Genomic DNA, 23,682 nt, shown 5'->3' with positions numbered 1-23,682 from the left:
CGACGTCAGACCGACCATTACTCGCACAGCTTTACAACTCACAAAGGTTGCCTTGCATTGTCTCGCCAATAATCAATAACGTGTTTAACCACAGCGACCAACGCGAGTACAGGAGTATTTATGAAACGATTACCTGCTTACCTCACCGCCGCCCTGTTGGCCACTGCGTCATTTTCTACCTTGGCCGCCACGGCGGTGGACCAACGCGAGGCACAGGATCTGCAAAAAATCGGCAGCGTCTCTGTTTCCAGCGTAAATGGTTCACTTGACGATGTGACTCGCCAGCTTTCACAACAGGCGAAAGCCGAAGGCGCCAGCCACTTCCGGGTCATCGGTGTGAACACGCCGGGTGATTCCAGCCTCTGGACCGGCACCGCAGAGATTTACCGCTAAACCCTCTCTATTCCATCCCTGTAGTGTTTACCGGCCAGCCAATGGCCGGTTTTTTTGTGATCTCAGAAAAATTTTTTACAAATCGTCCCGCATATCCCCTCGGTATATTTTGCTTCGATGTTACATAACGGTTAGGATTCATCGCCGTAAATTCCCGCGCCGCTTTCCGTAAACTCACAGGCGGACGCACAGAGGAAGACAACCCATTTCGCAGTGCTGAACGCAATCGTTTGGATGCGCTATGACTTATGGTCAGGACAAACAGGAAGGCTATGAAATCTACAAAGAAATCCGCAGCGGACATGCGCGCTGCGAAACGACGCTGGCTCAATTCCCACGACTCCGGCTATAAGAAGGCCATGGGCAATCGTCACGTGCAGATGATTGCCATCGGGGGAGCCATCGGTACGGGGCTGTTTCTGGGCGCAGGCGCCCGTTTACAGGCGGCAGGTCCGGCCCTCGCCATCATCTATCTGGTCTGCGGTATCTTCTCATTCTTCATCCTGCGCGCACTGGGCGAACTGGTTTTACACCGTCCCAGCAGCGGAAGCTTTGTCTCCTATGCTCGTGAGTTCATGGGCGAGAAAGCCTCTTATGTGGCGGGCTGGATGTACTTTGTTAACTGGGCCATGACCGGGATTGTGGATATCACTGCCGTTGCGCTTTATATGCATTACTGGGGCGCGTTTGGTGATGTGCCGCAGTGGGTATTTGCGTTAGGGGCGCTGGCGATTGTCGGTACCATGAACATGATCGGCGTAAAGTGGTTCGCCGAAATGGAGTTTTGGTTCGCGCTGGTCAAAGTGCTGGCGATTGTCATTTTCCTGGTTGTCGGTGTCGTGTTCCTCGGCACGGGTAAACCGCTCGATGGAAATGCAACCGGCTTCCACCTGATCACGGATAACGGCGGCTTGTTCCCGCACGGTCTGTTGCCGGCGCTGGTGCTGGTGCAGGGCGTCGTATTTGCCTTCGCCTCGATTGAACTGGTCGGTACGGCAGCAGGCGAGTGTAAAGATCCGGAAACCATGTTGCCGAAGGCGATCAACAGCGTTATCTGGCGTATTGGTTTGTTCTATGTCGGTTCCGTGGTGCTGTTAGTGATGTTGTTGCCGTGGAATGCCTACCAGGCTGGGCAAAGTCCGTTTGTGACCTTCTTCTCTAAGCTGGGCGTGCCTTACATTGGCAGCATTATGAATATTGTGGTGCTGAGTGCGGCGTTATCCAGCCTGAACTCCGGTCTCTACTCGACGGGCCGTATTCTGCGCTCAATGTCGATGGGCGGTTCCGCACCGAAGTTCATGTCTAAAATGAGCAGCCAGCAGGTGCCCTATGCCGGGATTCTGGTGACCGTCGGCGTCTATATCATCGGCGTGGTGCTTAACTACTATGTGCCGTCTCAGGTGTTTGAGATCGTATTAAACGTGGCGTCACTCGGCATTATCTCTTCCTGGGGCTTTATCGTGCTTTGCCAGCTACGCCTGCGTAAAGCGATCAAAGAAGGCAAGGCAGACGACGTCAGCTTCAAGCTGCCAGGCGCGCCTTTTACCTCATGGCTGACGCTGCTGTTCCTGTTCAGCGTACTGGTATTGATGGCGTTCGACTATCCAAACGGCACCTATACTATCGCCTCCATTCCGTTGATTGCGGTGATTCTGGTACTGGGCTGGTTTGGCGTGCGTAAGCGTGTGAACGCCATCGCAGCGACCGAACACGATCATCACGAGCACGACGGTAAATCGTCGTAACCGAGACGTTTCGCATAGAATGCCAGCCAGCGTGCTGGCATTTTTTTTGCCTGTGAGGATGGACGATGACGTGCGCAAGGCCCGTAATTCAGATAGTTTTCTTTTAACGTACGTCCTATTATCTCAGGCTCCCTTCCTGTCGCTGCGGAGCGTCCATGTCCTTCAAGATCAACATCATCAAAGATAAGCTGCTGTCAGAGAACTGGTTTGTCCTGCGTAATATCACTTATGAGATTACCGACAACCGGGGCGAACTCGTGCGTCACAAGCGTGAAGTTTACGACCGCGGCAACGGTGCCACCATTCTGCTGTATAACCGTGACAAGAACAGCGTGGTACTGACGCGCCAGTTCCGCATTGCCACCTACGTTAACGGTAATGAAGACGGTATGTTGATTGAAGCCTGTGCAGGCTTGCTGGATGATGACTCGCCTGAAGACTGCATTCGCAAAGAGGCCATTGAAGAAACCGGCTATGCGGTGGGCGAGGTGGAAACCCTCTATTCGGTTTACATGTCGCCGGGCGGCGTGACCGAGCTGGTGCATTTCTTTGCGGCTGAATACCACGACGCGCTGCGGGAAAATGCGGGCGGCGGCGTAGAGGATGAAGCCATCGACGTGCTGGAAATCACGTTTCCTGAGGCCATGCAGTGGGTGAAAGCGGGGCGCATCCGCGATGGCAAAACCATTATGTTATTGCAGCATGCGCTTATTGCAGGCTGGCTCACGCTCTGATGGAGTACAGAGCAGACGCGCCACCAGGCGCCTCTGCCTGAATGTTACGCGCAGGCCAGCACGCTTTCGGCCACGCATTCCGGGTGCGCCTGCAGGCGTGCCAGTGCATCGGCATAAGCGGGCATAGCATGAGCGGCTCCCTGTCGTTCAACGCACAGGGAGGCAAACGCTGCGGCGAACAGTGCAGCCTGTTCCAGAGAAACGCCGGCGGCCAGCCGGGCAGCCAGCGCACCGTTAAAGGCATCGCCCGCGCCGGTTGTATCAAGCGGCGTGGCGGGAAACACCGGAATATGCAGCAGCTGTTGCCCGTCAGACAGTAAGGCCCCCGCCGTACCCAGGGTAATAATTACCTGACGTGCGCCCTTGCGGTGCAGCACAAGGGCGGCCTGCCGGGCGCTGGCGAGGTCCGTGACCTTCACGCCGGTCAGCAGCATGGCTTCGGTACTGTTGGGCGTCAGCAGATCGACCTTTGCCAGCAGAGCGTCACTGATTTTTTGAAACGGTGCCGGATTAAGGATGACAAAGGTATTTGCCGCCCGGGCATGATCGATCATGCGCTGAATCGCGCTCAGATTATTTTCCAGCTGTACCAGCAAAATATCCGCCGCGGCAACAGTCGGCCTGCAGCGCGTCACTTCCGCTGCGCTGACGGTGAGATTCGCCCCAGGATAAACAGAAATCATATTCTCAGCGTCATTACCGGCCACGTAAATCAACGCATTGCCGGTGGGTTTCTCTTTGCAGGTGAACAGCGTAATGGCATCAAAGCCGGTTTTTTCCAGATGCCGGCGGGCAAATATGCCGAAGTCGTCGTTGCCCACTTTGCCGATGTAGTGCACCCGGGCGCCCGCACGAAGCGCGGCGGTGGCCTGATTCGCGCCTTTGCCGCCGGGCCCCATCATGCTGTGCTGGGCAATTAACGATTCACCCGGTAGCGGAAAGCGGGCCATGCCTGCCACGATATCCAGGTTGAAGGAACCGAACACGCACACTTTGCCTTTCATTTTTTCCCTCCAAAACAGCGCTCGGCGGCCAGACAGGCACCGCGACAGCCCGTGTGATCGGTTGCATGGCTGAAAACGATTTTTAAACCCTGGCGCGTAACAGGCGGTCGCAGATGTTGCTGAATGGCGCTGCGCAACTGCACCAAGGGAAAATCCGCCATCGACAGTACGCCACCGCCCAGAATCAGGTACTCGGGATCCAGAATGTTCATTTCGCTGGCGATCAGCTGTGCCAGCCGCTGCACAAACGCCCGCAGATCAGGGTGATCGCCATGCCGGGTAAAGAGTTGCGAAATCCCCGTATCCGGCTGTTGTGCTGCCGCCCAGGTGCTGAGCCAGTGACCGGATATCAGGGTTTCGGCACAGCCCCGGTTGCCGCACGGGCAGGGCAGGTCGTTGTTCGCCAGCGGAATATGGCCCAGCTCGCCTGAGCCGCCATGATGACCATGATAAAAGCGGCCTTCCAGCCACAGGCTGTTACCCAGACCGGTGCCGGGATATAACCCCACGGCATTATTGGGTAACGTCTCCAGCTGCAGCAGATCCCACAGCATCAGGTGGTTCACATCTTTATCCATGGCAACCGGTACACCAAGGCGCGCGCTGAGCCGTGCCACGACGGGTTGTTGATCCAGCGCCTGAATAAAGGGCAGCGAGATCACCTGCTGGCGGTCACGGCTGAGAATGCCGGGCAGGCCAAGCATCACCCCGCTTACCGGCTGCGCCTCCAGCGTTTCGCAAATCAGATCCCCAAGCGCGACCAGCGCATCCGCCTGTTGCGACCAACTGGCGGTCGGCACTTTACGGAAGCCGCACCAGTTCCGGCCTTCTTCCATCAGCTGCAAACGGGTACTGGTGCCGCCAATATCAATGCCAAGCCAGCGTGATTTCATGCAGACTCCTGCGCCAGTCCCTGCGCGGCATCAATACTGTCGCGCATCATTGTCCAGGCGGTGGAGAGATCGTCATGCAGGTTGAACAGGCCCGAGGTGCCGACAATCAGCACTTCCGCTCCGGCTTCCAGCAGGGTGCGATAAGTGCGTTGATTACAGGAGCCATCGATCTCAATCAAATAGTGGTGGCCGTGGGCGCGTTTTAACGCACTGAGTGCCCGAATCTTCTCCACCATTTCCGGTATGAAGGGTTGCCCGGCATAACCCGGATCCACCGTCATCACCGTGATCTTATCCAGCAGATGCAGGTAATGATGAATAAAGGACACCGGCGTGGCGGGGTTCAATACCACGCCCGGTTTTTTCCCCAAACTGCGAATCAGGTTGATCACCCGGAAGGCATCCCGATTGATCGTCTCTGCGTGCGGGCAAATATAGTCCGCTCCGGCGTTGGCGACTGCCTCAATAAAATCGGTGGGCTGCTCAACCATCAAATGCACATCGATAGCCACTGGCGTGTGCGGGCGAATTTGCTCAATAAAGAACGGTGAGAGCGTGATATTTTTGACGTAGTGACCATCCATGATATCAACATGCAGGAAGTCAGCGCGGGTGTTCAGCACAGCCAACTGCTGCTTGATCTCCATCAGGTTCATACACATCAACGACGGGGAGATTTGAATTCGCATCATACTTCCTTTTTCTCAGTCAGAGGATTCAGTACCGCACTCAGGCGCTTGCTGCGCTTCATGGCACGGCGTTCATTGAGTCGGGCTTTACCCTGTTTCACGGCTAGCACCACAATCAGCACTGCGCCCCACATCGCCAGGCTGACGTGCTGGCTGATATTCATCAGGTTGAAGCCAGTTGAGAGGATCTGCAGGGCAATCAGCGCCAGCACGACGCCGGTCACACGGCCAAAACCGCCGTTGGGATCGGTGCCGCCAAGAATAATGGCCAGCACGGTCAGCAGCAGGTACGCATCGCCATAGCCCATACGCGCAGAGTTAAATCGCGCCATCATGACCAGCCCCGCCAGCACGCATAGCAGGCTGGAAATCACATACACCAGCACGATCATGCGATGCGTATTAATTCCGCTAAACCAGGTGGCATTAATGTTGCTACCGCCCATATAGATGCACTTACCTGCACGGGTTTTCCCCAGGAACACCGCCAGCAGCGCCGCGGCCACGAAAAAGACCCACAGCGGCAGAGGAATGCCCAGCAGCGTGTCGGCGCCCAGTGCGCGCACCACCGGCGGCATGCCGCTCACCGCGGCGCCTTTTGTCAGCCAGATGCCGATGCCGTTGAGGGTAATCATGGTGGCCAGGGTCACCAGAATGGGATGGACACCGATGCGGGTTACCATCACGCCGGTGATCAGGCCAATCAGTGCAGCAATCAACATGGCACCCAGCACCGCCAGCAGCAGCCAGGCCAGCTGCTGACCGGTTCCCGCCCCGTCTGGCAACATGCCGAGTAGCACCCAGGCGATGAACAGGCTGGTCAGGTTGGCGATGGTAATAATCGCCAGGTTTAATCCGCCACTCAGAATGGCAATAAACATCGCCAGGGTGAGCAAGCCCAGCTCAGGTAGTTGAAAGGCCATGCTGAGAAAGGTGGAATCGGTAAAAAAACGGCCGGGCAGCAGGATGCTGAACAGCGCCAGCGCAAAGGCGATGAGCAGCAGCAGGCCGGTATTGGTACCGTCAGGTTTCAACGCAGATAAAGGTTTCATGTGTGCTTCTCCCATCAGACAAAGCTGACGTCAGTCTCTTTGCGCTTTTTATAGTGCGTGACGGCGATGGCGACCATAATCACGCCACCGACCACGATGTTCATGAAATAGTTGGATACGCCAATCAGGTTGAGGCCGTTCTTTAAAATGGCGATCAGGAAAACCCCCATTAAGGTGCCGCTGACCGTGCCTTTTCCGCCCATCAGGCTGGCACCACCCAGCACGGTGGCAGCCAGCACATCCAGTTCACCGCCGACCAACGCGTTTGGCACCACTTCACCCATGCGATAAACCTGCACCAGTCCGCCAATGGCCGCCATCGCCCCCAGCCAGCCGTAGGCAAAGAGGTGAATCAAACCAACGCGAATCCCGATGCGCCGCGCGGACTCCGCATCACCGCCCACGGCATAAAGCTGGCGGCCCAGATGCGTTTTGTTGAGTAACACGGCCGTCAGGGTGGCGATGACCAGCAGGACGAGCAGGGGCAGGCCAAGCTGAAACGTCTGGCCCTGCCACTCAAACGGCAGCACGCTGCGAAGGGTGATCCACCATTCAGGCAACTGATAGAGGCTGCGTCCGCCGGTTGACCACATCAGCAGCCCAAACAGCAGCGACTGCATGCTGATCGTGATGATGATGGAGACCACCCGCAGCCAGGTAATGAGCCAGGCGTTGATCATGCCGAACAGCGTGCCGCAGGCCACCGCCAGGCCAATACTCAGCAGGGCGTGATCAAACTGATAGCGTATAAACAGGGTGGCGATGAAGTACTGCACCACCGAGGCCACGGCAGCAAAGGAGATATCGATGCCGCCGGTGACCAGCACCACAAAGAGCCCAAGTGCGAAGATGCCGGTGACCGCATAGCTTTCGGCTAAATCCAGCAGGTTTTGTACGCTGAGGAACTGGTCGCTGGACAGCGAAAACACCCCAATAAACAGCAGTAAAACCCAGGTCAGCCAGCCCTGGCTGGAATGAGGACGTAAACGGGATAAGTCAGGCATTGATGACCTCCGCCAGTTGCTGTTCTTGCACTCGGTCTGGCTGGTATTCGGCATGGATCGTCCCCTCACGGAAATGCAAAATGCGGTCGCAGTTGTGCCAGACCTCTGGGACTTCATCGGAAATCAACATAATCGATAAGCCTTCTCGCGCCAGTTCGTGGATCAGCTGGTAAATACTGGCCTTCGCGCCGACATCGACGCCGACGGTGGGCGAGTCAAGAATTAACAGGCGAGGTTGAGTGAGTACCCACTTGGCTAAAACAATCTTTTGCTGGTTGCCGCCGGAAAGCGTGGAAATTGCCTGCTCGGGATCGGCAACCCGGACGCCAAGCTGCTGAATCCACTGCAAGATCAGCCTGTTCTTACGGTATTCATCAATCAGGTGAAAGCGGTTTTGCAGCTTATCGAGAATCGGCAACACCATGTTATCGGCCACCGACTGTTGCTGAACCAGCCCCAGCGTCAGACGGTCTTCTGAGACATAGCCAATACCGGCTTTGATGGCGTCTTCATGGCTACGGAAGCGTACCGGTTTCGTGTCCAGCCAAATCTTGCCGCTGTCGGGCTGGGTCATACCAAATAGCGACAGAGCCAGCTCGGTACGACCCGAACCCAGCAGGCCACAGAGCCCCAGCACCTCGCCTTCGTACAAACGAAAATTCACGTCGTGGTACTGCCCGCTCCGGCTGAGGTGTTCGACTTCCAGCAACACGCGATCGCGCCTGCGCGTGACGTTTTTCAACGGATATTCCAGCTTCTGTCCGGTCATCAGTTCTGTCAGACGGTGCGGCGTCATGTCCTGTGCTGGCCAGCTGCCAACCCTGCGGCCATCGCGAATAACCGTCACCCGATCGGAGATTTCCAGTACTTCATCCAGTCGATGGCTGACAAACACCACACAGATGTTTTTCTGTTTGAGATAGCGCACCGTGCGCAGCAGCTGATTCACTTCTGTACGGGTTAGCGAGGCTGTGGGTTCGTCCATGATCACCAGCCGGGCATCGGCAACCAGTGCCCGGCAAATCGCGACCTGTTGCCGCTGGGCAATGGAGAGGTGCGCCACTTTCTCGTTGAGATCGAGTTCAAACTGAAGCTCGTCAACGATACGTCGGGCGCTGGCATGCAGCCTTTTACGCTGATGCCAGCCGAACAGGCCACGCAGGTTGTGTTCAAACGCAATGTTTTCGGCCACGCTCAGGTTAGGGAACAGAGACAGATCCTGATAGATCACCTGTATACCAAAGTCTCTGGCCTGCTGGGTTGAGAGGCGGGGCAAAATTTCCCCTTCGCCCAGACGGATCTCGCTGCCCTCATCCGGCGCATGAACGCCTGAAATCACCTTAATGAGCGTGCTTTTGCCACAACCATTGGTCCCGGCAAGGCAGTGCACTTCTCCGGCCAGCAGCGTCAGCGAAATATCGCTCAGCGCACGATGACCACCAAACGTTTTCGACAACGCATCTAACGTCACGAGCGTCTGCGGTGCGACAGGTCTCATCTCTACAGCCCCAGCTTAATCAGTTTCGGCAGGTTGGCTTTATCCAGGCTTTCGGTGTTATTGCCCAGAAGGGTATGCGTCGTGTCATCGACCCGGACCTTGCCTAATCCCTCAATGGTCATGCCATCTTTAATGGGTGTGTTTTTCTCCATCATCTCGGCAAGACGGACAAACACTTCACCGGCCGTATGGGGATTCCAGATATAGCCGCCTTTGATCGCGCCCCGGTTGACGAGCTGCGCGCCCTGGCCCGGACTGAAGGCCCCGATGACGCACACCTGGTTAATCTTATTACGGTTCATTACGGCCCGGCCTGCGCCGATAGGGCCCTGTGAGCCAAAGGCTAAAATCCCTTTCAGATTGGGATATTTAGACATCAGCTCGTTGGTGGTACGGATAGAATCATCCAGCGATTCGCCTACGCCAAATTTGTCGGCGACCAACTGCATTTTGGGATAATGCTGTTTTTGATACGCCAGCGCGGCGTCGGTCCACTGCTGGTGGAGCGGCACCGTCAGGCTGCCAACGTACATGGCGTATTGCCCTTCATCGTGCATACAGGCTGCCAGCGCTTTCATATGGTTGATGCCGTGGGTGGCTGCATCCACTAACTCAAAGTCCCAGTTGGCGAATTTCTGACCCGGTGATTCATGGGTAATCACTTTGATGCCCGCATCGCGCGCCCGCTGTAAGACGGGCTCCAGGACTTTAGGATCGTTGGGGACCACGCCAATGATATCGACTTTCTGCGCAATCAAATCCTCAATAGCGCGAACCTGCAAGGCGGGATCGGCTGCGGTGGGTCCGACCATCCATGCATCTATGCCGCTTTTCGCCGCTTCACTTTTAATCCCGGCTTCCATCGCGTTGAACCATGGAATACCGCCAATTTTCACCACGATGCCCATACGTATTTTTTCTGCTGCCTGAGCCTGGAATGCGAATAATGCGATCAGGGAGCAGGCGATAAGCTGTTTTTTCATAGTGACTCCATTTATTGATTAATAAGCTGCACGGACTGAGGCCGTTGTGAACAGTCGATAATATTTACCCCGTTCCACGCCAGTTCCTGTTCCAGCTCTTTATCTTTTAACTGGTCGGTAATAAGAAAATCCACATCGCGATAATGACAAACACGCGCGAATGAGGGCCGAAGAAACTTAGAGCTATCCATTAATAAATGTTTGCGTTCAGCTGCCAGAATGAGTTGTTGTTTTAAATGTGCATTATGTTCATTCCCCTCGCGTAAATAACCGTCGTTGCCCAAACTGCTACAGGAAAAAAAGATTTTATTTATTTGAAACTCTTTTAACGGTTGTTCAGTTACGATGCCGTGAAAATCTTCATAGCGATCGGAATATTCGCCACCCAGGCAGATTGTGCGAATACTGCTGCGCGCCGCCAGGGTCTGCACAATGCGTAAAGAATTAGTTAATACAGTTAATTCAATATCCGGTAACTGTCGGGCCAGATAAAAACACGTGGTACTACTATCGAGTAATAAACAATCGCCTGGGCTAATAAACCCCAGCGCCCGCTTAGCAATGGTCATTTTGGCATCGACATGTTCATTAATTCGCTGCCGGAAAGATAATTCATACTCATTAATGGCCCGGTTATTTATCTGAATGGCTGCATTATATTGTTTAACCGGAACAGCGCCGCCATGGCTTCGCTGGAGTATGCCTTTCTTTTCCAGTTGGGCTAAATCCCGACGAATCGTTTCCTGCGAAACCTGACATAAGGCGGTCAGTTCAGCGACAATCACGCGTCCATTACGCATTAATTCATCAATAATTCTCTGCTGGCGTTCAATCGGCAACATGCTGGCCTCCGAAGGTTATAAAGTACTGGAAGGCACGCGGCAAAAATGTGGCCTGAGCGTGGCTACGCAGGTCACTCTTCTCACAGCGTGCGTAAAGAGATATTTGTTGGGTTTTTTATGAAAAACTATGTAATAGGTATATTAAAGACGTGACTGATATCACTAAATTAGGGTTAATTAACCGTAAGAAACAGGGCTGACAGGCTTTTATGCCTGCACCTGTGGCGACTATAACATGCCTGTTTTTGACCGTTTATGTGTATTTGACCGATTCGACTGGCGGGAATGTCCGACGAATCCGATTGAGCGCAACAGAGTGAAACAGCATGATGACTATTCTGCAGAGATCACCGCCTTTCTTTTGTTGTAAAGCGGATGTTTTTTAGTCGGTTAGCTGCGCTTGCTGAGCACTTCACAGAATGCGGCCCTCGTGACGTGCGCTATTGCGCTATCATCTTCCACTCAAAGAAGTTGGGGTTCGATTTTCTTAATGTGGTATGGGATGAAATCGCTGTTTGCGTTGTCTGTTTTTATGGTTGCCGCTGCTCAGGCTGATCCGGTACAGAAGCTGTTTTCTGACTGGCAACTCACCTGCAATAATGCGGCGCATTGCGTTGCGCGCAGCATACCTGGCGACCAGGGCCTGGTTATGACGCTTTCCCGCAGTGCGGGATCCGATGACAAACCGTTACTGCGCATCGATTACGGCAGTGCATACAGCGGCGCGCTGCCCGGCCCGGCGCTGCAAGATAATCTTTTAGTCGATCAACGTCGGCTGCGGCCTGACTTCAAGCACTGGACGGTTGAGCCACACCATCTTGCTACCAGCAATCCTATCGCCATTAACGAATTTCTTGAACTGACCATGGATGCGAAAAGCCTGCAGCTGACGTTCAATGCCGGTCCGCAGATCTCGTTGCGCGGTATGAAAGCCGCGTTGTTATTTATGGACAATGTGCAGGGCCGGGTGAATAGCATGAGTGCTTGGGTCAGGCGCGGAGGAAGAACCGGCGTCCCGGCCGCACCGGCCGTACCGCAACTGCCGCCGGCGATGGCTGCGCCTGCGCCACTGACGCGTGACGAGACCAGCGGGCTGATCGACTACGGAACGTGGCGGGTAAATTCGGATACCTGTTCCCTTGATCCCCTGCGCCGCGAAGTCAGCGTCTCGCCGCTGACAGACAAAAAAGCGCTGCTGCTGGTCAGCTGTGAAATGGGCGCATATAACGTGATCGATCTGGCTTTTGAAGTAACGCGTGCGCCGCCCTATGTGGCGCGTGGGATTACGCTGACCTTGCCTTTTACCCCGCCGGGCGCATCAGAGCGCCAGCTGGAGCTGATTAACGCAGATTATGATGCGGCAAGCGGGCAGCTCTATACCTTTGGCAAAGGACGCGGACTTGGCGACTGTGGTACCGCGACCCGCTGGCAGTTTGACGGCGAGCATTTTGTTTTAGCCGAGTATGCCGAGGAGTCAACCTGCGATGCCTGGCACAGCAGTGACGACTGGCCCACGCTTTGGGTGAGCCAGTCAGCCTCATCAGCGGTGAGCGGTTAAGGAATCGCCTGGACCATCATCGGCGAGCCGTTCTGATTGCCCACCAGCTCAGCGAGCAGGTTGTTTACGCCGTCACTCATCGGCGTAAAGCGCGTCAGAGGCGAGCGGGTAACGACCACAAAAACCCCGACGTTTTGCTGGGGAACCATCGCCATATAGGTGATGAAGCCGCCGCCGCCGCCGGTTTTCTGGATAATGCCAGGGCGACCGTTGGCCGGCCCCATATAAACCCACCCCATTCCCAGCGCGTCGGCTTTGCCCGGCACGTCCATGCCGTCAACTTTATGCAACTGGTCGCGACGGTAGATCAGCGTCTGCAGGCGGTCGATCTGTGGCGTACGGTGATTTACCGAGGAGTTGAGGAACTGCTGCATCCAGCGGCCCATATCATCAGGCGTCGAATATACGCCACCGCTGCCGATGGCCGCCAGCGTGTTATTACAGGGGCTGGCGCCTTTTTCCGCCACCATCAGGCGTGCGCACTGCTCAGGTGACGGCGTAAAGGTGGTGTCTTTCATCCCCAGTGGACGGGTAATTAACTGCTGCAGCAGGGCAGGATAAGGCTTACCGGCCGCGCGCGACAGCGCATCGCCCAGCAGGTCATAACCGAGATTGGAATAGGCCGCATTGGTGCCGGGGGCGGCTTTCAGGCTGGCCGTGTTTAACCAACGCCAGCGTTCACTCTGTGTCGGCCAGACAAACACCGGACGATGGGGTTTGCCGCCGGGCTGCTCTCGCGGCAGACCGCTGGTATGGGTAGACAGGTTAATCAGCCGAATGGGCTGACCATCAAAACTGGGCACCCGCTTTCCGGGCGGTGCATATTTACTGAGCGGATCGTCAAGGCGAATCTCCCCGCGCTCGGCCATCTTCACCATGACTTCACTGGTCATCAGTTTGCTGAGTGAGGCAATACGAATTAACGAATCCTTTTGGGGGCGAATATTGTTTCCTGGCCGCGTGTCACCAAAGCTGGCGAAAACCCGCTGATTACCATCTATTGCGACCAGCGCCATGCCTGTCGCACCGCTGGCATAGAAGATATGCTCCGCATAGCGGTCAACAATTTGGGATGCCAGCAACGGATCGGGCGCAACCTGCGCCATGCTTTTAAGGGGAAGCAAAGAAACCAGTAGAGCCAGTACGTAAGGAGTGCGCATTTTCAACGGAGAGGGCTTCGCTATAGGAATCGGGTGAAAACCTATAGTAATCAGTTTGCGGATGACGGGAAGAGCAAAGGACAGTTTTTTTTGTTTCGGATTACAGCATGCGGGCCAGACGTACCGGTGACGTCATGGGATTGGCGCCGCATTTTGCCCCTGAAAGCCACCTGACTGAACCGGCGCAGGGCGAGCACGGGACACCCGTTCGGTCAGGTGCGTTTGTACATGCGCCGGGGATGGCCCACCTTGCCATACAGCATTTCGACCGTCAGAAAGCCGGTTTCCACGCAGTGCTCTAGGTAGCGGCGGGCGGTCGTTTTACTCAGCCCGGTTTCTGTCATCACCTCATCGACCGAAAAAAGGCGCGTTGTGGCGGGCGTAAACAGTGTCTGAACCCGGGCCAGGGTATTTTCCTCAATGCCTTTGCTGCCGTTATCGTGCGGGTAGTTCTTCGCCTGCAACTGATACAGCACATCGACATTTTTCTGATCGACAATTTTCCATGTGCGCTGTTGGTCTGCAAAGGCGATGAAGTTGGCAAGCGAGCGGTTAAGGCGTTTCCAGGATACCGGCTTAAGCACGTAATCAAAGGCACCGTTGCGAATGGCCTGGCTGCAGGTATCCATATCACTGGCCGCCGTAATAAAAATAATGGAGCAGTTCGCGTTGGCCAGCAACGGATCGCCAATCAGGGTGATGCCTTTGCCATCAGGCAGGTAGTTATCCAGCAGCACCAACTGTGGCGCGGTCAGTTCAAGCTGCTGTCTGGCTTCTGCCAGGGAGCTGGCTATGCCGACCAGCCTGAGCTCAGGGTGCTTACCAATCAGTTCTGCATGAAGCTGAGCCAGTTCAGGCTCATCTTCAACAATCAGGACGGTAACAGGATCATGTTGCATCGCGGACGTTCTCCGTTTCCGTTACGGGACAGCTGTTGGTTTGCGCACAGGGGATAAACAGCGAGAACACCGCGCCACGGGGCACGTTGTCGCTGACCTCAATGGTTCCCCCTGCACGGGTAATATAGCTTTCGGTTAAATACAACCCGATGCCGTGATCGCCTCGGGTTTTGGTGGTCATGCCACGTTCAAACATGTGCTCGCGGATTGCCGGCGTAATGCCCACGCCGCGATCCGCCACTTCGATGATCAGCTCACGGGTACTGAGTTTAATCAGTACTTCAACAGGTTCATGAGGCAACGGGGCGCGCTGGGTGGCTTCAATGGCGTTGTCCAGCAGGTTGCCAATCACCGAAATCAGTTCGGCATCGGAAAGCGCGGGAAACGGCTTATCCATCAGGCACGCGGGATCAAAGTGGAGAATGACGCCTTTTTCTCTGGCGCGAGCGGCTTTGCCCAGTAATAAGCCGCACAGCAGAGGCGAAGTGAATCGGGCCGAGACAAAGTCCAGCAACTCCTGCTCGTGCTCGGACTGCGCTTCAATGTAACCAATCGCTTCGTCAAAACGCCCCATGTGCAGCAGCCCGGAAAGCGTGTTCATGCGGTTAAGCTGTTCATGACGCATGATGCGCAGGTTATCGACATAACGTTTCACCTGGCTGAGTTGGGCGCTGAGGGAATCGATGTCGTTAAAATCGCGAAAGGTGATCACCCATCCCATTAGCGCGTCCTCCAGCATGATGCGCACCCGGCTGGCGATGACGGTCAGCGAGTTAAATTGGCAAATCTCATCGTGGGTATCTTTTTCCAGCATCACGGGCTGCGATAAAAAGGGCACGGGGGAGACGATCTGGCTGACAGACTCGCCGCGCAGCGCCTCGGCGGACTGTGACAGTCCCAGCAGCTTGCGGGCAGCCTGATTAATCACTTCGATCCGCAGTTGTTCATTGATAACAATGACGCCTTCATAGATCGATTCCATCATGGCTTTTTGCTGGCGGACCATCAGGCCGATCTCGCGCGGTTCCAGCGAGAAAATCTGTTTTTTAATATTGCAGGTAAAAAACCAGGAGAAAATAAACAGGGCAATAAGCACCAGCGCCGCCACGATCAACAGGTTGATCATGTTGCTGAAGGTGATGGCATCCAGATAGCGGGCGAGGTAGCCAACAGAAACAATACCGACGACCTGGCCGCGATCGTTGAGGATAGGCGCCTTACTTCGCAGTGACATTCCCAGGCCGCCTGTCCGAATGGTGGTGATACTTTTCCCTGCCAGCACCGCTGCGTTATCGCCGCCCACCAGCGGTTTGCCAATTCGGTCCGCCGTCACCGAGTGAAAAAGATGCAGGGCCTGGTTATCGCCAATCACAATAAAACTGGCATCGCTTTTCCGGGCGATAGCCTTCATCAGCACATTGATGGTCGGGATGTCACGATCCGCCACTGCTTTTTTCAGTTCCGGAATCAGCGCGATCTCGTCTGCCTGAACCTTCGCGCGCATGCTCATCGCCTGATAAAGCTGCCGGGTGATGCTGACGTAATAATAGCTTCCCAGTAACACGAACAGGACAGACGAAAAAACCACGAGCGAAAGAAACAGCTTCGTTTGAAATGACAACTTCATGACTGTCACACGTATTTTGGAATAATAACTTCAATGTATCATCTTTTTAACAATAGGAACTGCATCGGTTTAATTGTTTGATAAATAGTGATTTTTATCGATTCCCTACGCTAAAAAAGCCCCTTAAAAGGCTGAGTAACGGCAGCGGGGAATAAAAACCATAAACACCACGGCGATTATCACGATGCGGATCACGCTCTGGAAATAACACCATTAAAACTTTATGCCAGATACCTTCTTCTTCACGTAATTCCGCCTTTTTTCCCGGCATCCTGAAAAAAACGATGACGCAAAGAGGATAATAATGAGCTCACCTGATAATTCTTTTCTGTCTGACACGCTGACCCGTTCACCGCGCAGGAAAACCCTGAAAGAGCAGTGGTGGCATATTATGGATAACTGGAAAGTCGGGATTATTCCTCTGCCGCTGTTTGTGCTGGCCGGTGCGCTCATTGCGGTAGACTGCCTGAGTGGAACGCTAAAAAGCGATATCGTGGTCATGGTCGCCACGCTGGCCTTTTTTGGCTTTGCCTGCGGAGAGTTTGGCAAACGCCTGCCCGTGGTGGGCCGTTTAGGGGCAGCGGCTATCTGCGCCACCTTCATTCCTTCTGCGCTGGTGTACTACGGTTTGCTTCCCGACATCGTGGTAACGTCCACGACGCAATTCTACAAATCGACCAATATTCTCTATCTTTACATTTGCTGCATCATTGTCGGCAGCATCATGAGCATGAACCGCACGGTGCTGATCCAGGGCTTTCTGCGCATCTTTTTCCCCATGCTCTGTGGTGAAATCGTGGGGATGATTGTCGGCATGGGCGTGGGTTTAGCGCTGGGGCTGGAACCCTTCCAGATTTTCTTTTTCATCATTCTGCCCATTATGGCGGGAGGCGTCGGTGAAGGTGCCATTCCGCTCTCCATCGGCTATGCGGCATTGCTCCATATGGATCAGGGCGTGGCGCTGGGCCGCATCCTGCCCATGGTTATGCTGGGTGGCGTGACCGCCATTATTATCTCCGGCTGTCTGAACCAACTGGGTAAACGTTATCCGCACCTCACCGGGGAAGGCCAGCTGATGCCAAACGTGACCAATGTTGAACCCGAGCCGCTGCAGTCCGTTTTCTCCGGTAAAGTTGACGTGACGGCGATTGCGTCCGGGGCGCTGCTGGCGGTGCTGCTCTATATGGTAGGGATGTTAGGGCAGAAGCTGACAGGACTGCCTGCGCCGGTAGGGATGCTGTTCCTGGCCGTGCTGGTAAAACTGGTGAATGGGGTTTCTCCGCGTATTCTGGCCGGTTCTCAGGTGGTCTATCGCTTCTTCCGCACGGCGGTAACCTATCCGGTTCTGTTTGCCGTCGGTGTCGCCATCACGCCCTGGCATATTCTTGTTACCGCGTTTACGCTCACCAACCTGCTGGTGATTATCAGCACGGTCAGTGCGCTGGTCGCAACGGGCTTCTTTGTCGGGAAAAAGATTGGCATGCATCCCATCGATGTTGCCATTGTTTCCTGCTGCCAGAGTGGGCAGGGCGGTACAGGCGATGTGGCGATTCTTACCGCCGGTAACCGCATGGGCCTGATGCCGTTTGCGCAGATCGCCACGCGCATCGGCGGGGCCATTAACGTTTCGCTCTCGTTGTTATTACTGAGCCATTTTCTCAAGTAAACCTGTTACGCCGACTGAAGCGCTCGCAAAGCAGCATGGCTCCCGAACGGTGCAGGCGTGAGATAGCCTGAATCCCTTGCCGGGAGTAGGGCTGAGAAAGTGGGAGAGGCTGAGAGAGACGAAAGCAGGCGTTCAGAAAAGCGACGTGCCAGCGCAGGGCTGGCACGTCGTGTTGGCCAGGCGACCTGACGCGAAGCAGCAGGTCGCTCAGCAGCAAGTGGATTATGCGGGTTTCAGCAGTGCTTCTGCATGGCTGACGATGTTTTCCACCGTAAAGCCAAATTCAGCAAACAGCTTCTCGGCCGGTGCCGACTCGCCGAAGGTCGTCATGCCCACAATGGCACCGTCCAGGCCAACATATTTATACCAGTAGTCGGCGATGCCTGCTTCTACCGCCACGCGCGCTTTAACCGCAGAAGGCAGCACCGACTCACGGTAAGCGGCATCCTGTGCGTCAAACAGGTCAGTGGAGGGCAGTGAAACCACGCGCACCTTGTGACCGCCAGTTGTCAACTTCGTCGCGGCACCCAGGGTTATTTCTACCTCGGAGCCGGTCGCAATCAGGATGATGTCTGGCGTGCCGTCGCACTCCTTCAGCACATAACCGCCGCGCTTGATGTTAGCCACCTGCTCTGCGGTACGCTCAGGCTGAGCCAGGTTCTGACGCGACAGGATCAGCGCTGTCGGGCCATGGTGGCGCTCAATCGCTGCCTGCCAGGCTATTGCCGTCTCCACCTGGTCACAGGGGCGCCATACGCTCATGTTTGGCGTCACGCGCAGGCTGGCAATTTGCTCAACCGGCTGGTGGGTCGGGCCGTCCTCGCCCAGGCCAATGGAGTCATGGGTATACACCATAATCTGCCGGGCCTTCATGAGTGCCGCCATGCGCGCCGCGTTACGGGCGTACTCAACGAACATCAGGAAGGTGGCGGTATAGGGCACGAAGCCGCCGTGGTGGGCAATGCCGTTACCGATCGCCGTCATGCCAAATTCACGCACGCCGTAATGGATGTAGTTTCCGGCCGGATCGTCTTTGATGGATTTTGAGCCAGACCAGATGGTGAGGTTGCTCGGTGCCAGGTCGGCAGAACCGCCCAGAAACTCTGGCAGCAGTTTGCCATAGGCTTCCAGGGCATTCTGCGAGGCCTTGCGGCTGGCAATTTTTTGCGGATTGGCCTGCAGCTCGGCAATAAACTTCGCGGTTTCCGCTTCCCAGTTTGCCGGCATGCCGCCGTTCATGCGGCGCTCGTACTCGGCCGCCAGCTCTGGATAAGCCTGCTTATAGGCCGCCAGTTTGTTGTTCCAGGCTTTTTCGCGCTCAGCGCCGGCCTGTTTGGCATCCCACTGCTGGTAAATCTCTTTGGGGATCTCAAACGCCGGATAGTTCCAGCCCAGTTGCTTACGGGTCAGCGCCACTTCTTCTTCGCCTAACGCCGCGCCGTGGGCTTCTTCTTTACCGGCTTTATTCGGTGAGCCGAAGCCAATGACCGTACGGCAGATGATCAGTGACGGCTTGTCGGTGACGCTCTGCGCTTCCTGAATCGCGGCTTTAACCGCATCGGCGTCATGACCGTCGATTTCACCCACAACGTGCCAGTTATAGGCTTCAAAGCGTTTGTGCGTATCGTCGGTAAACCAGCCTTCGGTTTCACCATCAATAGAAATACCGTTGTGATCGTAGAAGCCAATCAGTTTGCCCAGTCCGAGCGTACCGGCCAGCGAGCAGACTTCATGAGAAATGCCTTCCATCAGACAACCGTCGCCCATGAAAACATAGGTGAAGTGATCGACGATATCGTGATCGGGACGGTTAAACTGGGCCGCCAGCGTGCGCTCAGCAATCGCCAGACCAACGGCGTTCGCCAGGCCCTGGCCCAGCGGACCTGTGGTCGTTTCCACGCCTGGCGTATAGCCAATTTCCGGGTGGCCCGGCGTTTTAGAGTGGAGCTGGCGGAAGTTTTTCAGTTCTTCAATCGGCAGATCGTATCCGGTCAGGTGCAACAGACTGTACAGCAGCATGGAGCCGTGGCCATTTGAAAGGATAAAGCGGTCACGATCCAGCCAGGCGGGGTTGGTTGGATTGTGCTGGAGGAAATCGCGCCACAGGACTTCGGCGATATCAGCCATGCCCATTGGCGCACCAGGATGACCTGATTTTGCTTTTTGTACCGCATCCATACTTAATGCGCGAATCGCATTAGCCAACTCTCTGCGTGAGGACATAAAGGGTCTCCCTTGTTAAGCATCAGGGCGGGAGTGCTCCCGCCCGGTAAAAGAGGGGGAAAACTACAGACGCGCTGCCAGCACATCTTCCAGTTTTTGCTGGTCAACGGCGAACTGACGAATACCGTCTGCCAGTTTCTCTACCGCCATCGGGTCCTGATTATGTTCCCAACGGAATTCGGCTTCGGACAGCGGGGAAGGCTGGTGGAAACATTCTGTTGAGGGTTCGAGCTTGCGCTCTACGGGCTCCTCACTGTTTTGCAACTCTTCCAGCAGGTTAGGCGAAAGCGTCAGGCGGTCACAACCGGCCAGGGCAAGCACCTGCTCAACTTTACGGAAGCTGGCGCCCATGATGATGGTGTCATAGCGGTGCTTCTTGTAGTAATCGTAAATGCGGCGTACGGATTTCACGCCGGGATCTTCATCCACGTGGTACGGGTCCATCGGTTTGCGGGTGTTGTACCAGTCGTAAATACGGCCCACAAAAGGTGAAATCAGGTAAACACCGGCTTCGGCACAGGCACGGGCCTGCGCGAAGGAGAACAGCAAGGTCAGGTTGCACTGGATACCATTTTTTTCCAGTTCTTCAGCCGCCTTAATGCCTTCCCAGGTGGAAGCCAGTTTGATCAGGATGCGTGAGCGGTCAATGCCGTGTTCTTCATACATGCGAACCAGCTTTTCCGCTTTCGTGACGCACATGCCACGATCGAAGGAGAGGCGCGCATCCACTTCGGTCGAAACACGGCCCGGTATGCTTTTCAGGATTTCCATACCGAGATTGATTGCCACTTTGTCGCTGGCGTTGATGATCTGCGTCTCTTTGCTGCCGCCCTGCTTTTTCGCATAGTCGATGGCGTCATCAATCAGGTGTTTGTAAGGCTGGAGAGCAGATGCTTTAAGAATAAGCGAGGGGTTGGTGGTCGCATCTTGTGGGTGATAATTTCGAATCGATTCGATATCGCCACTGTCAGCCACCACGGTAGTGAACTGTTTAAGGGCTTCAAGCTGGTTCATTTCTACACTCCTTGAAAAAAACGTTGTAACGAAAGGGAACACCTCTGGCCTCGTGCCCTAATCAGTGCAGACATTACCGGTCGCAGTAACGCCGACTCACCACCTTGCAACAGACAGGGTGCAGTGAAAATGCGTTTTCTCTGAATGTTGTGCGATGAGGGTAGCGCGCAATCATCCGAGATGACATTTCAGCGGATAACGACTGCCCGGTTATTAAGAATAGCAGCCATGACAAATGACGCAGACCAGACTGTAACAATCTGTGCCTTAAGAAATGAGGTTCTTTGAAGCGCCTCACCGCTTTGCGGTTGTCTGCTTTCTATACTGGGCGTTCACTTACCTGGCGAAGAAGGATGTCAAATGGATGACCAACTGAAGCAAAGTGCGCTCGATTTTCACCAGTATCCCACTCCCGGCAAGATTCAGGTCTCGCCCACTAAACCGCTGGCCACCCAGCGCGATCTGGCCCTGGCCTATTCACCCGGCGTCGCCGCACCCTGCTTAGAAATTGCCGCCGATCCCCTGGCCGCCCATAAATACACCGCACGCGGTAATCTGGTGGCGGTCATTTCTAACGGCACGGCGGTGCTGGGCCTGGGCAACATTGGTGCGCTGGCCGGTAAGCCGGTGATGGAAGGCAAGGGCGTTTTATTCAAGAAGTTTGCCGGTATTGACGTCTTTGATATTGAGGTCGATGAGCACGATCCCGATAAGCTGATTGAGATCGTCGCGGCGCTGGAACCCACCTTCGGCGGCATCAACCTGGAAGATATCAAAGCGCCAGAGTGTTTCTATATTGAGCAGCAGCTACGGCAACGCATGAAAATCCCGGTGTTCCACGACGATCAGCACGGCACGGCGATTATCTGCACGGCGGCGGTGTTAAACGGATTGCGTATTATCAAGAAGGCGATTTCCGACGTGCGGCTGGTGGTCTCCGGCGCGGGCGCCTCGGCGATTGCCTGCATGAATCTGCTGGTCGCGTTGGGTTTGCAGAAGCACAATATTCAGGTGTGCGATTCAAAAGGGCTGATCTACCGAGGGCGCGAGCCCAATATGGCGGAGACCAAGGCCGACTATGCGGTTGAGGATCAGGGAAAACGTACGCTGGCCGAGGTTATTGAGGGCGCCGACATTTTTCTGGGCTGCTCTGGCCCGGATGTCCTGACGCCTGACATGGTCAAAACCATGGCCAGCGATCCGCTGATTCTGGCGCTGGCGAATCCGCAGCCAGAAATTCTGCCGCCGCTCGCTAAGGCCGTGCGGCCCGACGCCATTATCTGCACCGGCCGTTCTGACTATCCTAATCAGGTGAATAACGTCCTGTGCTTTCCGTTTATCTTTCGGGGAGCGCTGGATGTTGGCGCAACGGCCATCAATGAAGAGATGAAGCTGGCGGCGGTGCACGCGATAGCCGAGCTGGCGCAGGCGGAGCAGAGCGATGTGGTGGCTTCGGCCTATAGCGATCAGGACCTGAGCTTTGGCCCGGAATATCTGATCCCCAAACCCTTCGATCCCCGGTTAATTGTGCAGATCGCCCCGGCGGTGGCGAAGGCGGCGATGGATTCCGGTGTGGCGACCCGGCCCATTAGCGACTTCGACGCCTATCGCGAACAGCTCACGGAATTCGTCTATAAAACCAATCTGTTTATGAAACCGATTTTCTCTCAGGCGCGCAAAGCGCCGAAGCGCGTGGTGCTGGCAGAGGGGGAAGAGGTTCGGGTGCTGCATGCGACGCAGGAATTAGTGTCGTTGGGGCTGGCAAAACCTGTTCTGATAGGCCGCCCGAACGTTATCGCGATGCGCCTTGAAAAGCAGGGGCTGAAGATCGAAGCCGGAAAGGATTTCGAAATCGTCAACAACGAATCCGATCCCCGTTTTAAAGCATACTGGAACGAGTATTACCAGATGATGAAGCGGCGCGGCGTAACGCCCGAGCAGGCACAGCGCGCGGTGATCGGTAATCCGACGCTCATTGGGGCCATCATGGTCTATCGCGGTGAAGCGGATGCGCTCATCTGCGGCACCATCGGGGATTACAACGAGCACTACGAGATTGTGGAGAAAGTGCTGGGCCTGCGTTCCGATGTGAAAGTGGCAGGGGCCATGAATGCCTTGCTGCTGCCGCACGGCAACACCTTTATTGCGGATACCTACGTAAATGAAGATCCCACACCCGAGCAGTTAGCGGACATCACGTTAATGGCGGCCGAAACTGTGCGGCGATTTGGTATTGAACCGCGGGTTGCCCTGCTGTCGCACTCCAGCTTTGGCACCTCAAATTCTCCTGGCGCTCGAAAAATGCGTGACGTACTGGCGCTGGTGCAGCAGCGCGCACCTGAGCTGGAAATTGACGGCGAGATGCACGGCGATGCGGCACTGGTAGAGAGCATTCGTCGGGAGATCATGCCCGACAGCCCGCTGAAAGGCAGCGCCAACCTGTTGATTATGCCCAACGTGGAGGCGGCACGAATCAGCTACAACCTGCTGCGCGTCTCGCACGCTGACGGCGTGACGGTGGGGCCGGTGCTGATGGGGATGACCAAACCGGTGCACGTACTCACCCGTATCGCCTCCGTGCGGCGCATCGTTAATATGGTGGCGCTGGCGGTGGTAGAAGCACAAACCCAGCCGCTGTAACACAACGGGGCCGGATGCAGCCCCAATTTTCACCTTCGCGCATGAAAGCGCTGTTAAC

19 protein-coding genes are annotated in these 23,682 nt (G+C 55.4%); 6 read left to right on the top strand and 13 right to left on the bottom strand.

Annotation, left to right across the window (positions count from 1 at the left end; all coding sequences use genetic code 11):
- Window positions 1-120 precede the first annotated feature (120 nt).
- The 3 genes from ACPXSQ_RS10925 (at window position 121) to nudK (ending at window position 2,872) form a co-directional block, all read left to right on the top strand.
- Window positions 121-393, top strand: coding sequence for a DUF1471 domain-containing protein (locus ACPXSQ_RS10925; protein ID WP_013026671.1), 273 nt, complete (start codon window positions 121-123; stop codon window positions 391-393).
- A 272-nt stretch (window positions 394-665) separates the two neighbouring features.
- Window positions 666-2,138, top strand: coding sequence for an L-asparagine permease (gene ansP, locus ACPXSQ_RS10920; protein WP_014605303.1), 1,473 nt, complete (start codon window positions 666-668; stop codon window positions 2,136-2,138).
- A gap of 155 nt (window positions 2,139-2,293) precedes the next feature.
- Entirely contained in the window at window positions 2,294-2,872 is a 579-nt protein-coding gene (gene nudK / locus ACPXSQ_RS10915) for a GDP-mannose pyrophosphatase NudK (protein ID WP_013026669.1), read from the top strand.
- A 44-nt stretch (window positions 2,873-2,916) separates the two neighbouring features.
- Here the strand turns inward: nudK and ACPXSQ_RS10910 are convergent, their stop codons facing one another.
- From ACPXSQ_RS10910 to ACPXSQ_RS10875, 8 genes are read right to left on the bottom strand one after another with little or no spacing between them, the layout of a single operon-like run.
- Entirely contained in the window at window positions 2,917-3,876 is a 960-nt protein-coding gene (locus ACPXSQ_RS10910) for a ribokinase (protein ID WP_015699767.1), read from the bottom strand.
- On the bottom strand, window positions 3,873-4,769 hold the full coding sequence (alsK, locus tag ACPXSQ_RS10905) for an allose kinase (protein WP_088900722.1): 897 nt from the start codon (window positions 4,767-4,769) through the stop codon (window positions 3,873-3,875). The genes ACPXSQ_RS10910 and alsK overlap by 4 nt, the downstream gene beginning before the upstream one ends.
- The gene (gene alsE / locus ACPXSQ_RS10900; protein WP_015699768.1) at window positions 4,766-5,458 is read right to left on the bottom strand and encodes a D-allulose 6-phosphate 3-epimerase; all 693 of its coding nucleotides are present in this window, start codon (window positions 5,456-5,458) and stop codon (window positions 4,766-4,768) included. Before alsE ends, alsK begins: the two co-directional genes overlap by 4 nt.
- Complete coding sequence (locus ACPXSQ_RS10895) at window positions 5,458-6,510, bottom strand: ABC transporter permease (RefSeq protein ID WP_426143674.1); 1,053 nt, start codon at window positions 6,508-6,510, stop codon at window positions 5,458-5,460. The genes alsE and ACPXSQ_RS10895 overlap by 1 nt, the downstream gene beginning before the upstream one ends.
- A 14-nt stretch (window positions 6,511-6,524) precedes the next feature.
- Window positions 6,525-7,514, bottom strand: coding sequence for an ABC transporter permease (locus ACPXSQ_RS10890; protein ID WP_024471243.1), 990 nt, complete (start codon window positions 7,512-7,514; stop codon window positions 6,525-6,527).
- Window positions 7,507-9,012, bottom strand: a complete 1,506-nt coding sequence (locus ACPXSQ_RS10885; protein ID WP_013026664.1) for a sugar ABC transporter ATP-binding protein — start codon at window positions 9,010-9,012, stop codon at window positions 7,507-7,509. The genes ACPXSQ_RS10890 and ACPXSQ_RS10885 overlap by 8 nt, the downstream gene beginning before the upstream one ends.
- 2 nt (window positions 9,013-9,014) lie before the next feature.
- Window positions 9,015-9,995, bottom strand: coding sequence for a substrate-binding domain-containing protein (locus ACPXSQ_RS10880; RefSeq protein WP_064374165.1), 981 nt, complete (start codon window positions 9,993-9,995; stop codon window positions 9,015-9,017).
- A gap of 11 nt (window positions 9,996-10,006) precedes the next feature.
- A complete protein-coding gene (locus ACPXSQ_RS10875) occupies window positions 10,007-10,837 on the bottom strand; it encodes a DeoR/GlpR family DNA-binding transcription regulator (RefSeq protein WP_013026662.1) in 831 nt (276 codons plus the stop codon).
- A 490-nt stretch (window positions 10,838-11,327) separates the two neighbouring features.
- On the opposite strand from ACPXSQ_RS10875, the gene ACPXSQ_RS10870 reads away from it, so the two are divergent.
- Window positions 11,328-12,395: a DUF1176 domain-containing protein gene (locus ACPXSQ_RS10870; protein ID WP_029570414.1), complete on the top strand. Its 1,068-nt coding sequence runs from the start codon at window positions 11,328-11,330 to the stop codon at window positions 12,393-12,395.
- Here the strand turns inward: ACPXSQ_RS10870 and ampH are convergent.
- The 3 genes from ampH to ACPXSQ_RS10855 form a co-directional block, all read right to left on the bottom strand.
- A complete protein-coding gene (gene ampH / locus ACPXSQ_RS10865; RefSeq protein WP_014594262.1) occupies window positions 12,392-13,555 on the bottom strand; it encodes a D-alanyl-D-alanine-carboxypeptidase/endopeptidase AmpH in 1,164 nt (387 codons plus the stop codon). The two genes, ACPXSQ_RS10870 and ampH, sit on opposite strands and share 4 nt — an antisense overlap.
- Window positions 13,556-13,767: 212 nt before the next feature.
- Entirely contained in the window at window positions 13,768-14,454 is a 687-nt protein-coding gene (locus ACPXSQ_RS10860) for a response regulator (protein ID WP_013026659.1), read from the bottom strand.
- Window positions 14,444-16,081 carry an ATP-binding protein gene (locus ACPXSQ_RS10855; protein ID WP_029570413.1) on the bottom strand — a complete coding sequence of 546 codons (1,638 nt, stop codon included), beginning with the start codon at window positions 16,079-16,081 and terminating at the stop codon, window positions 14,444-14,446. Before ACPXSQ_RS10855 ends, ACPXSQ_RS10860 begins: the two co-directional genes overlap by 11 nt.
- A 304-nt stretch (window positions 16,082-16,385) precedes the next feature.
- Between ACPXSQ_RS10855 and ACPXSQ_RS10850 the strand changes: the two genes are divergently transcribed.
- The gene (locus tag ACPXSQ_RS10850) at window positions 16,386-17,747 is read left to right on the top strand and encodes a 2-hydroxycarboxylate transporter family protein (RefSeq protein WP_014594259.1); all 1,362 of its coding nucleotides are present in this window, start codon (window positions 16,386-16,388) and stop codon (window positions 17,745-17,747) included.
- 222 nt (window positions 17,748-17,969) lie between these two features.
- Here the strand turns inward: ACPXSQ_RS10850 and tkt are convergent, their stop codons facing one another.
- Complete coding sequence (gene tkt / locus ACPXSQ_RS10845) at window positions 17,970-19,970, bottom strand: transketolase (RefSeq protein ID WP_019106053.1); 2,001 nt, start codon at window positions 19,968-19,970, stop codon at window positions 17,970-17,972.
- 63 nt (window positions 19,971-20,033) lie between these two features.
- Entirely contained in the window at window positions 20,034-20,984 is a 951-nt protein-coding gene (tal, locus tag ACPXSQ_RS10840; RefSeq protein WP_014594257.1) for a transaldolase, read from the bottom strand.
- Window positions 20,985-21,344: 360 nt separating this feature from the next.
- Here tal and maeB point away from each other — a divergent pair, with 360 nt between their 5' ends.
- Window positions 21,345-23,624, top strand: a complete 2,280-nt coding sequence (maeB, locus tag ACPXSQ_RS10835) for an NADP-dependent oxaloacetate-decarboxylating malate dehydrogenase (RefSeq protein ID WP_013026654.1) — start codon at window positions 21,345-21,347, stop codon at window positions 23,622-23,624.
- The last annotated feature ends 58 nt before the right edge of the window (window positions 23,625-23,682 follow it).

The sequence above is a fragment of the Pantoea sp. EEL5 genome, assembly GCF_049892805.1.
Classification (GTDB): Bacteria; Pseudomonadota; Gammaproteobacteria; order Enterobacterales; family Enterobacteriaceae; genus Pantoea; species Pantoea ananatis.
The sequence above is the reverse complement of the archived record's forward strand: the minus strand, read 5'-3'. Positions and strand labels throughout refer to the sequence as shown.

What these genes read in the sequence shown, in the direction of transcription:
- ACPXSQ_RS10925 (WP_013026671.1), top strand. Translation starts at nt 121, where the DNA reads ATGAAACGATTACCTGCTTACCTCACCGCCGCCCTGTTGGCCACTGCG.
- ansP (WP_014605303.1), top strand. Translation starts at nt 666, where the DNA reads ATGAAATCTACAAAGAAATCCGCAGCGGACATGCGCGCTGCGAAACGA.
- nudK (WP_013026669.1), top strand. Translation starts at nt 2,294, where the DNA reads ATGTCCTTCAAGATCAACATCATCAAAGATAAGCTGCTGTCAGAGAAC.
- ACPXSQ_RS10910 (WP_015699767.1), bottom strand. Translation starts at nt 3,876, where the DNA reads ATGAAAGGCAAAGTGTGCGTGTTCGGTTCCTTCAACCTGGATATCGTG.
- alsK (WP_088900722.1), bottom strand. Translation starts at nt 4,769, where the DNA reads ATGAAATCACGCTGGCTTGGCATTGATATTGGCGGCACCAGTACCCGT.
- alsE (WP_015699768.1), bottom strand. Translation starts at nt 5,458, where the DNA reads ATGCGAATTCAAATCTCCCCGTCGTTGATGTGTATGAACCTGATGGAG.
- ACPXSQ_RS10895 (WP_426143674.1), bottom strand. Translation starts at nt 6,510, where the DNA reads ATGAAACCTTTATCTGCGTTGAAACCTGACGGTACCAATACCGGCCTG.
- ACPXSQ_RS10890 (WP_024471243.1), bottom strand. Translation starts at nt 7,514, where the DNA reads ATGCCTGACTTATCCCGTTTACGTCCTCATTCCAGCCAGGGCTGGCTG.
- ACPXSQ_RS10885 (WP_013026664.1), bottom strand. Translation starts at nt 9,012, where the DNA reads ATGAGACCTGTCGCACCGCAGACGCTCGTGACGTTAGATGCGTTGTCG.
- ACPXSQ_RS10880 (WP_064374165.1), bottom strand. Translation starts at nt 9,995, where the DNA reads ATGAAAAAACAGCTTATCGCCTGCTCCCTGATCGCATTATTCGCATTC.
- ACPXSQ_RS10875 (WP_013026662.1), bottom strand. Translation starts at nt 10,837, where the DNA reads ATGTTGCCGATTGAACGCCAGCAGAGAATTATTGATGAATTAATGCGT.
- ACPXSQ_RS10870 (WP_029570414.1), top strand. Translation starts at nt 11,328, where the DNA reads ATGTGGTATGGGATGAAATCGCTGTTTGCGTTGTCTGTTTTTATGGTT.
- ampH (WP_014594262.1), bottom strand. Translation starts at nt 13,555, where the DNA reads ATGCGCACTCCTTACGTACTGGCTCTACTGGTTTCTTTGCTTCCCCTT.
- ACPXSQ_RS10860 (WP_013026659.1), bottom strand. Translation starts at nt 14,454, where the DNA reads ATGCAACATGATCCTGTTACCGTCCTGATTGTTGAAGATGAGCCTGAA.
- ACPXSQ_RS10855 (WP_029570413.1), bottom strand. Translation starts at nt 16,081, where the DNA reads ATGAAGTTGTCATTTCAAACGAAGCTGTTTCTTTCGCTCGTGGTTTTT.
- ACPXSQ_RS10850 (WP_014594259.1), top strand. Translation starts at nt 16,386, where the DNA reads ATGAGCTCACCTGATAATTCTTTTCTGTCTGACACGCTGACCCGTTCA.
- tkt (WP_019106053.1), bottom strand. Translation starts at nt 19,970, where the DNA reads ATGTCCTCACGCAGAGAGTTGGCTAATGCGATTCGCGCATTAAGTATG.
- tal (WP_014594257.1), bottom strand. Translation starts at nt 20,984, where the DNA reads ATGAACCAGCTTGAAGCCCTTAAACAGTTCACTACCGTGGTGGCTGAC.
- maeB (WP_013026654.1), top strand. Translation starts at nt 21,345, where the DNA reads ATGGATGACCAACTGAAGCAAAGTGCGCTCGATTTTCACCAGTATCCC.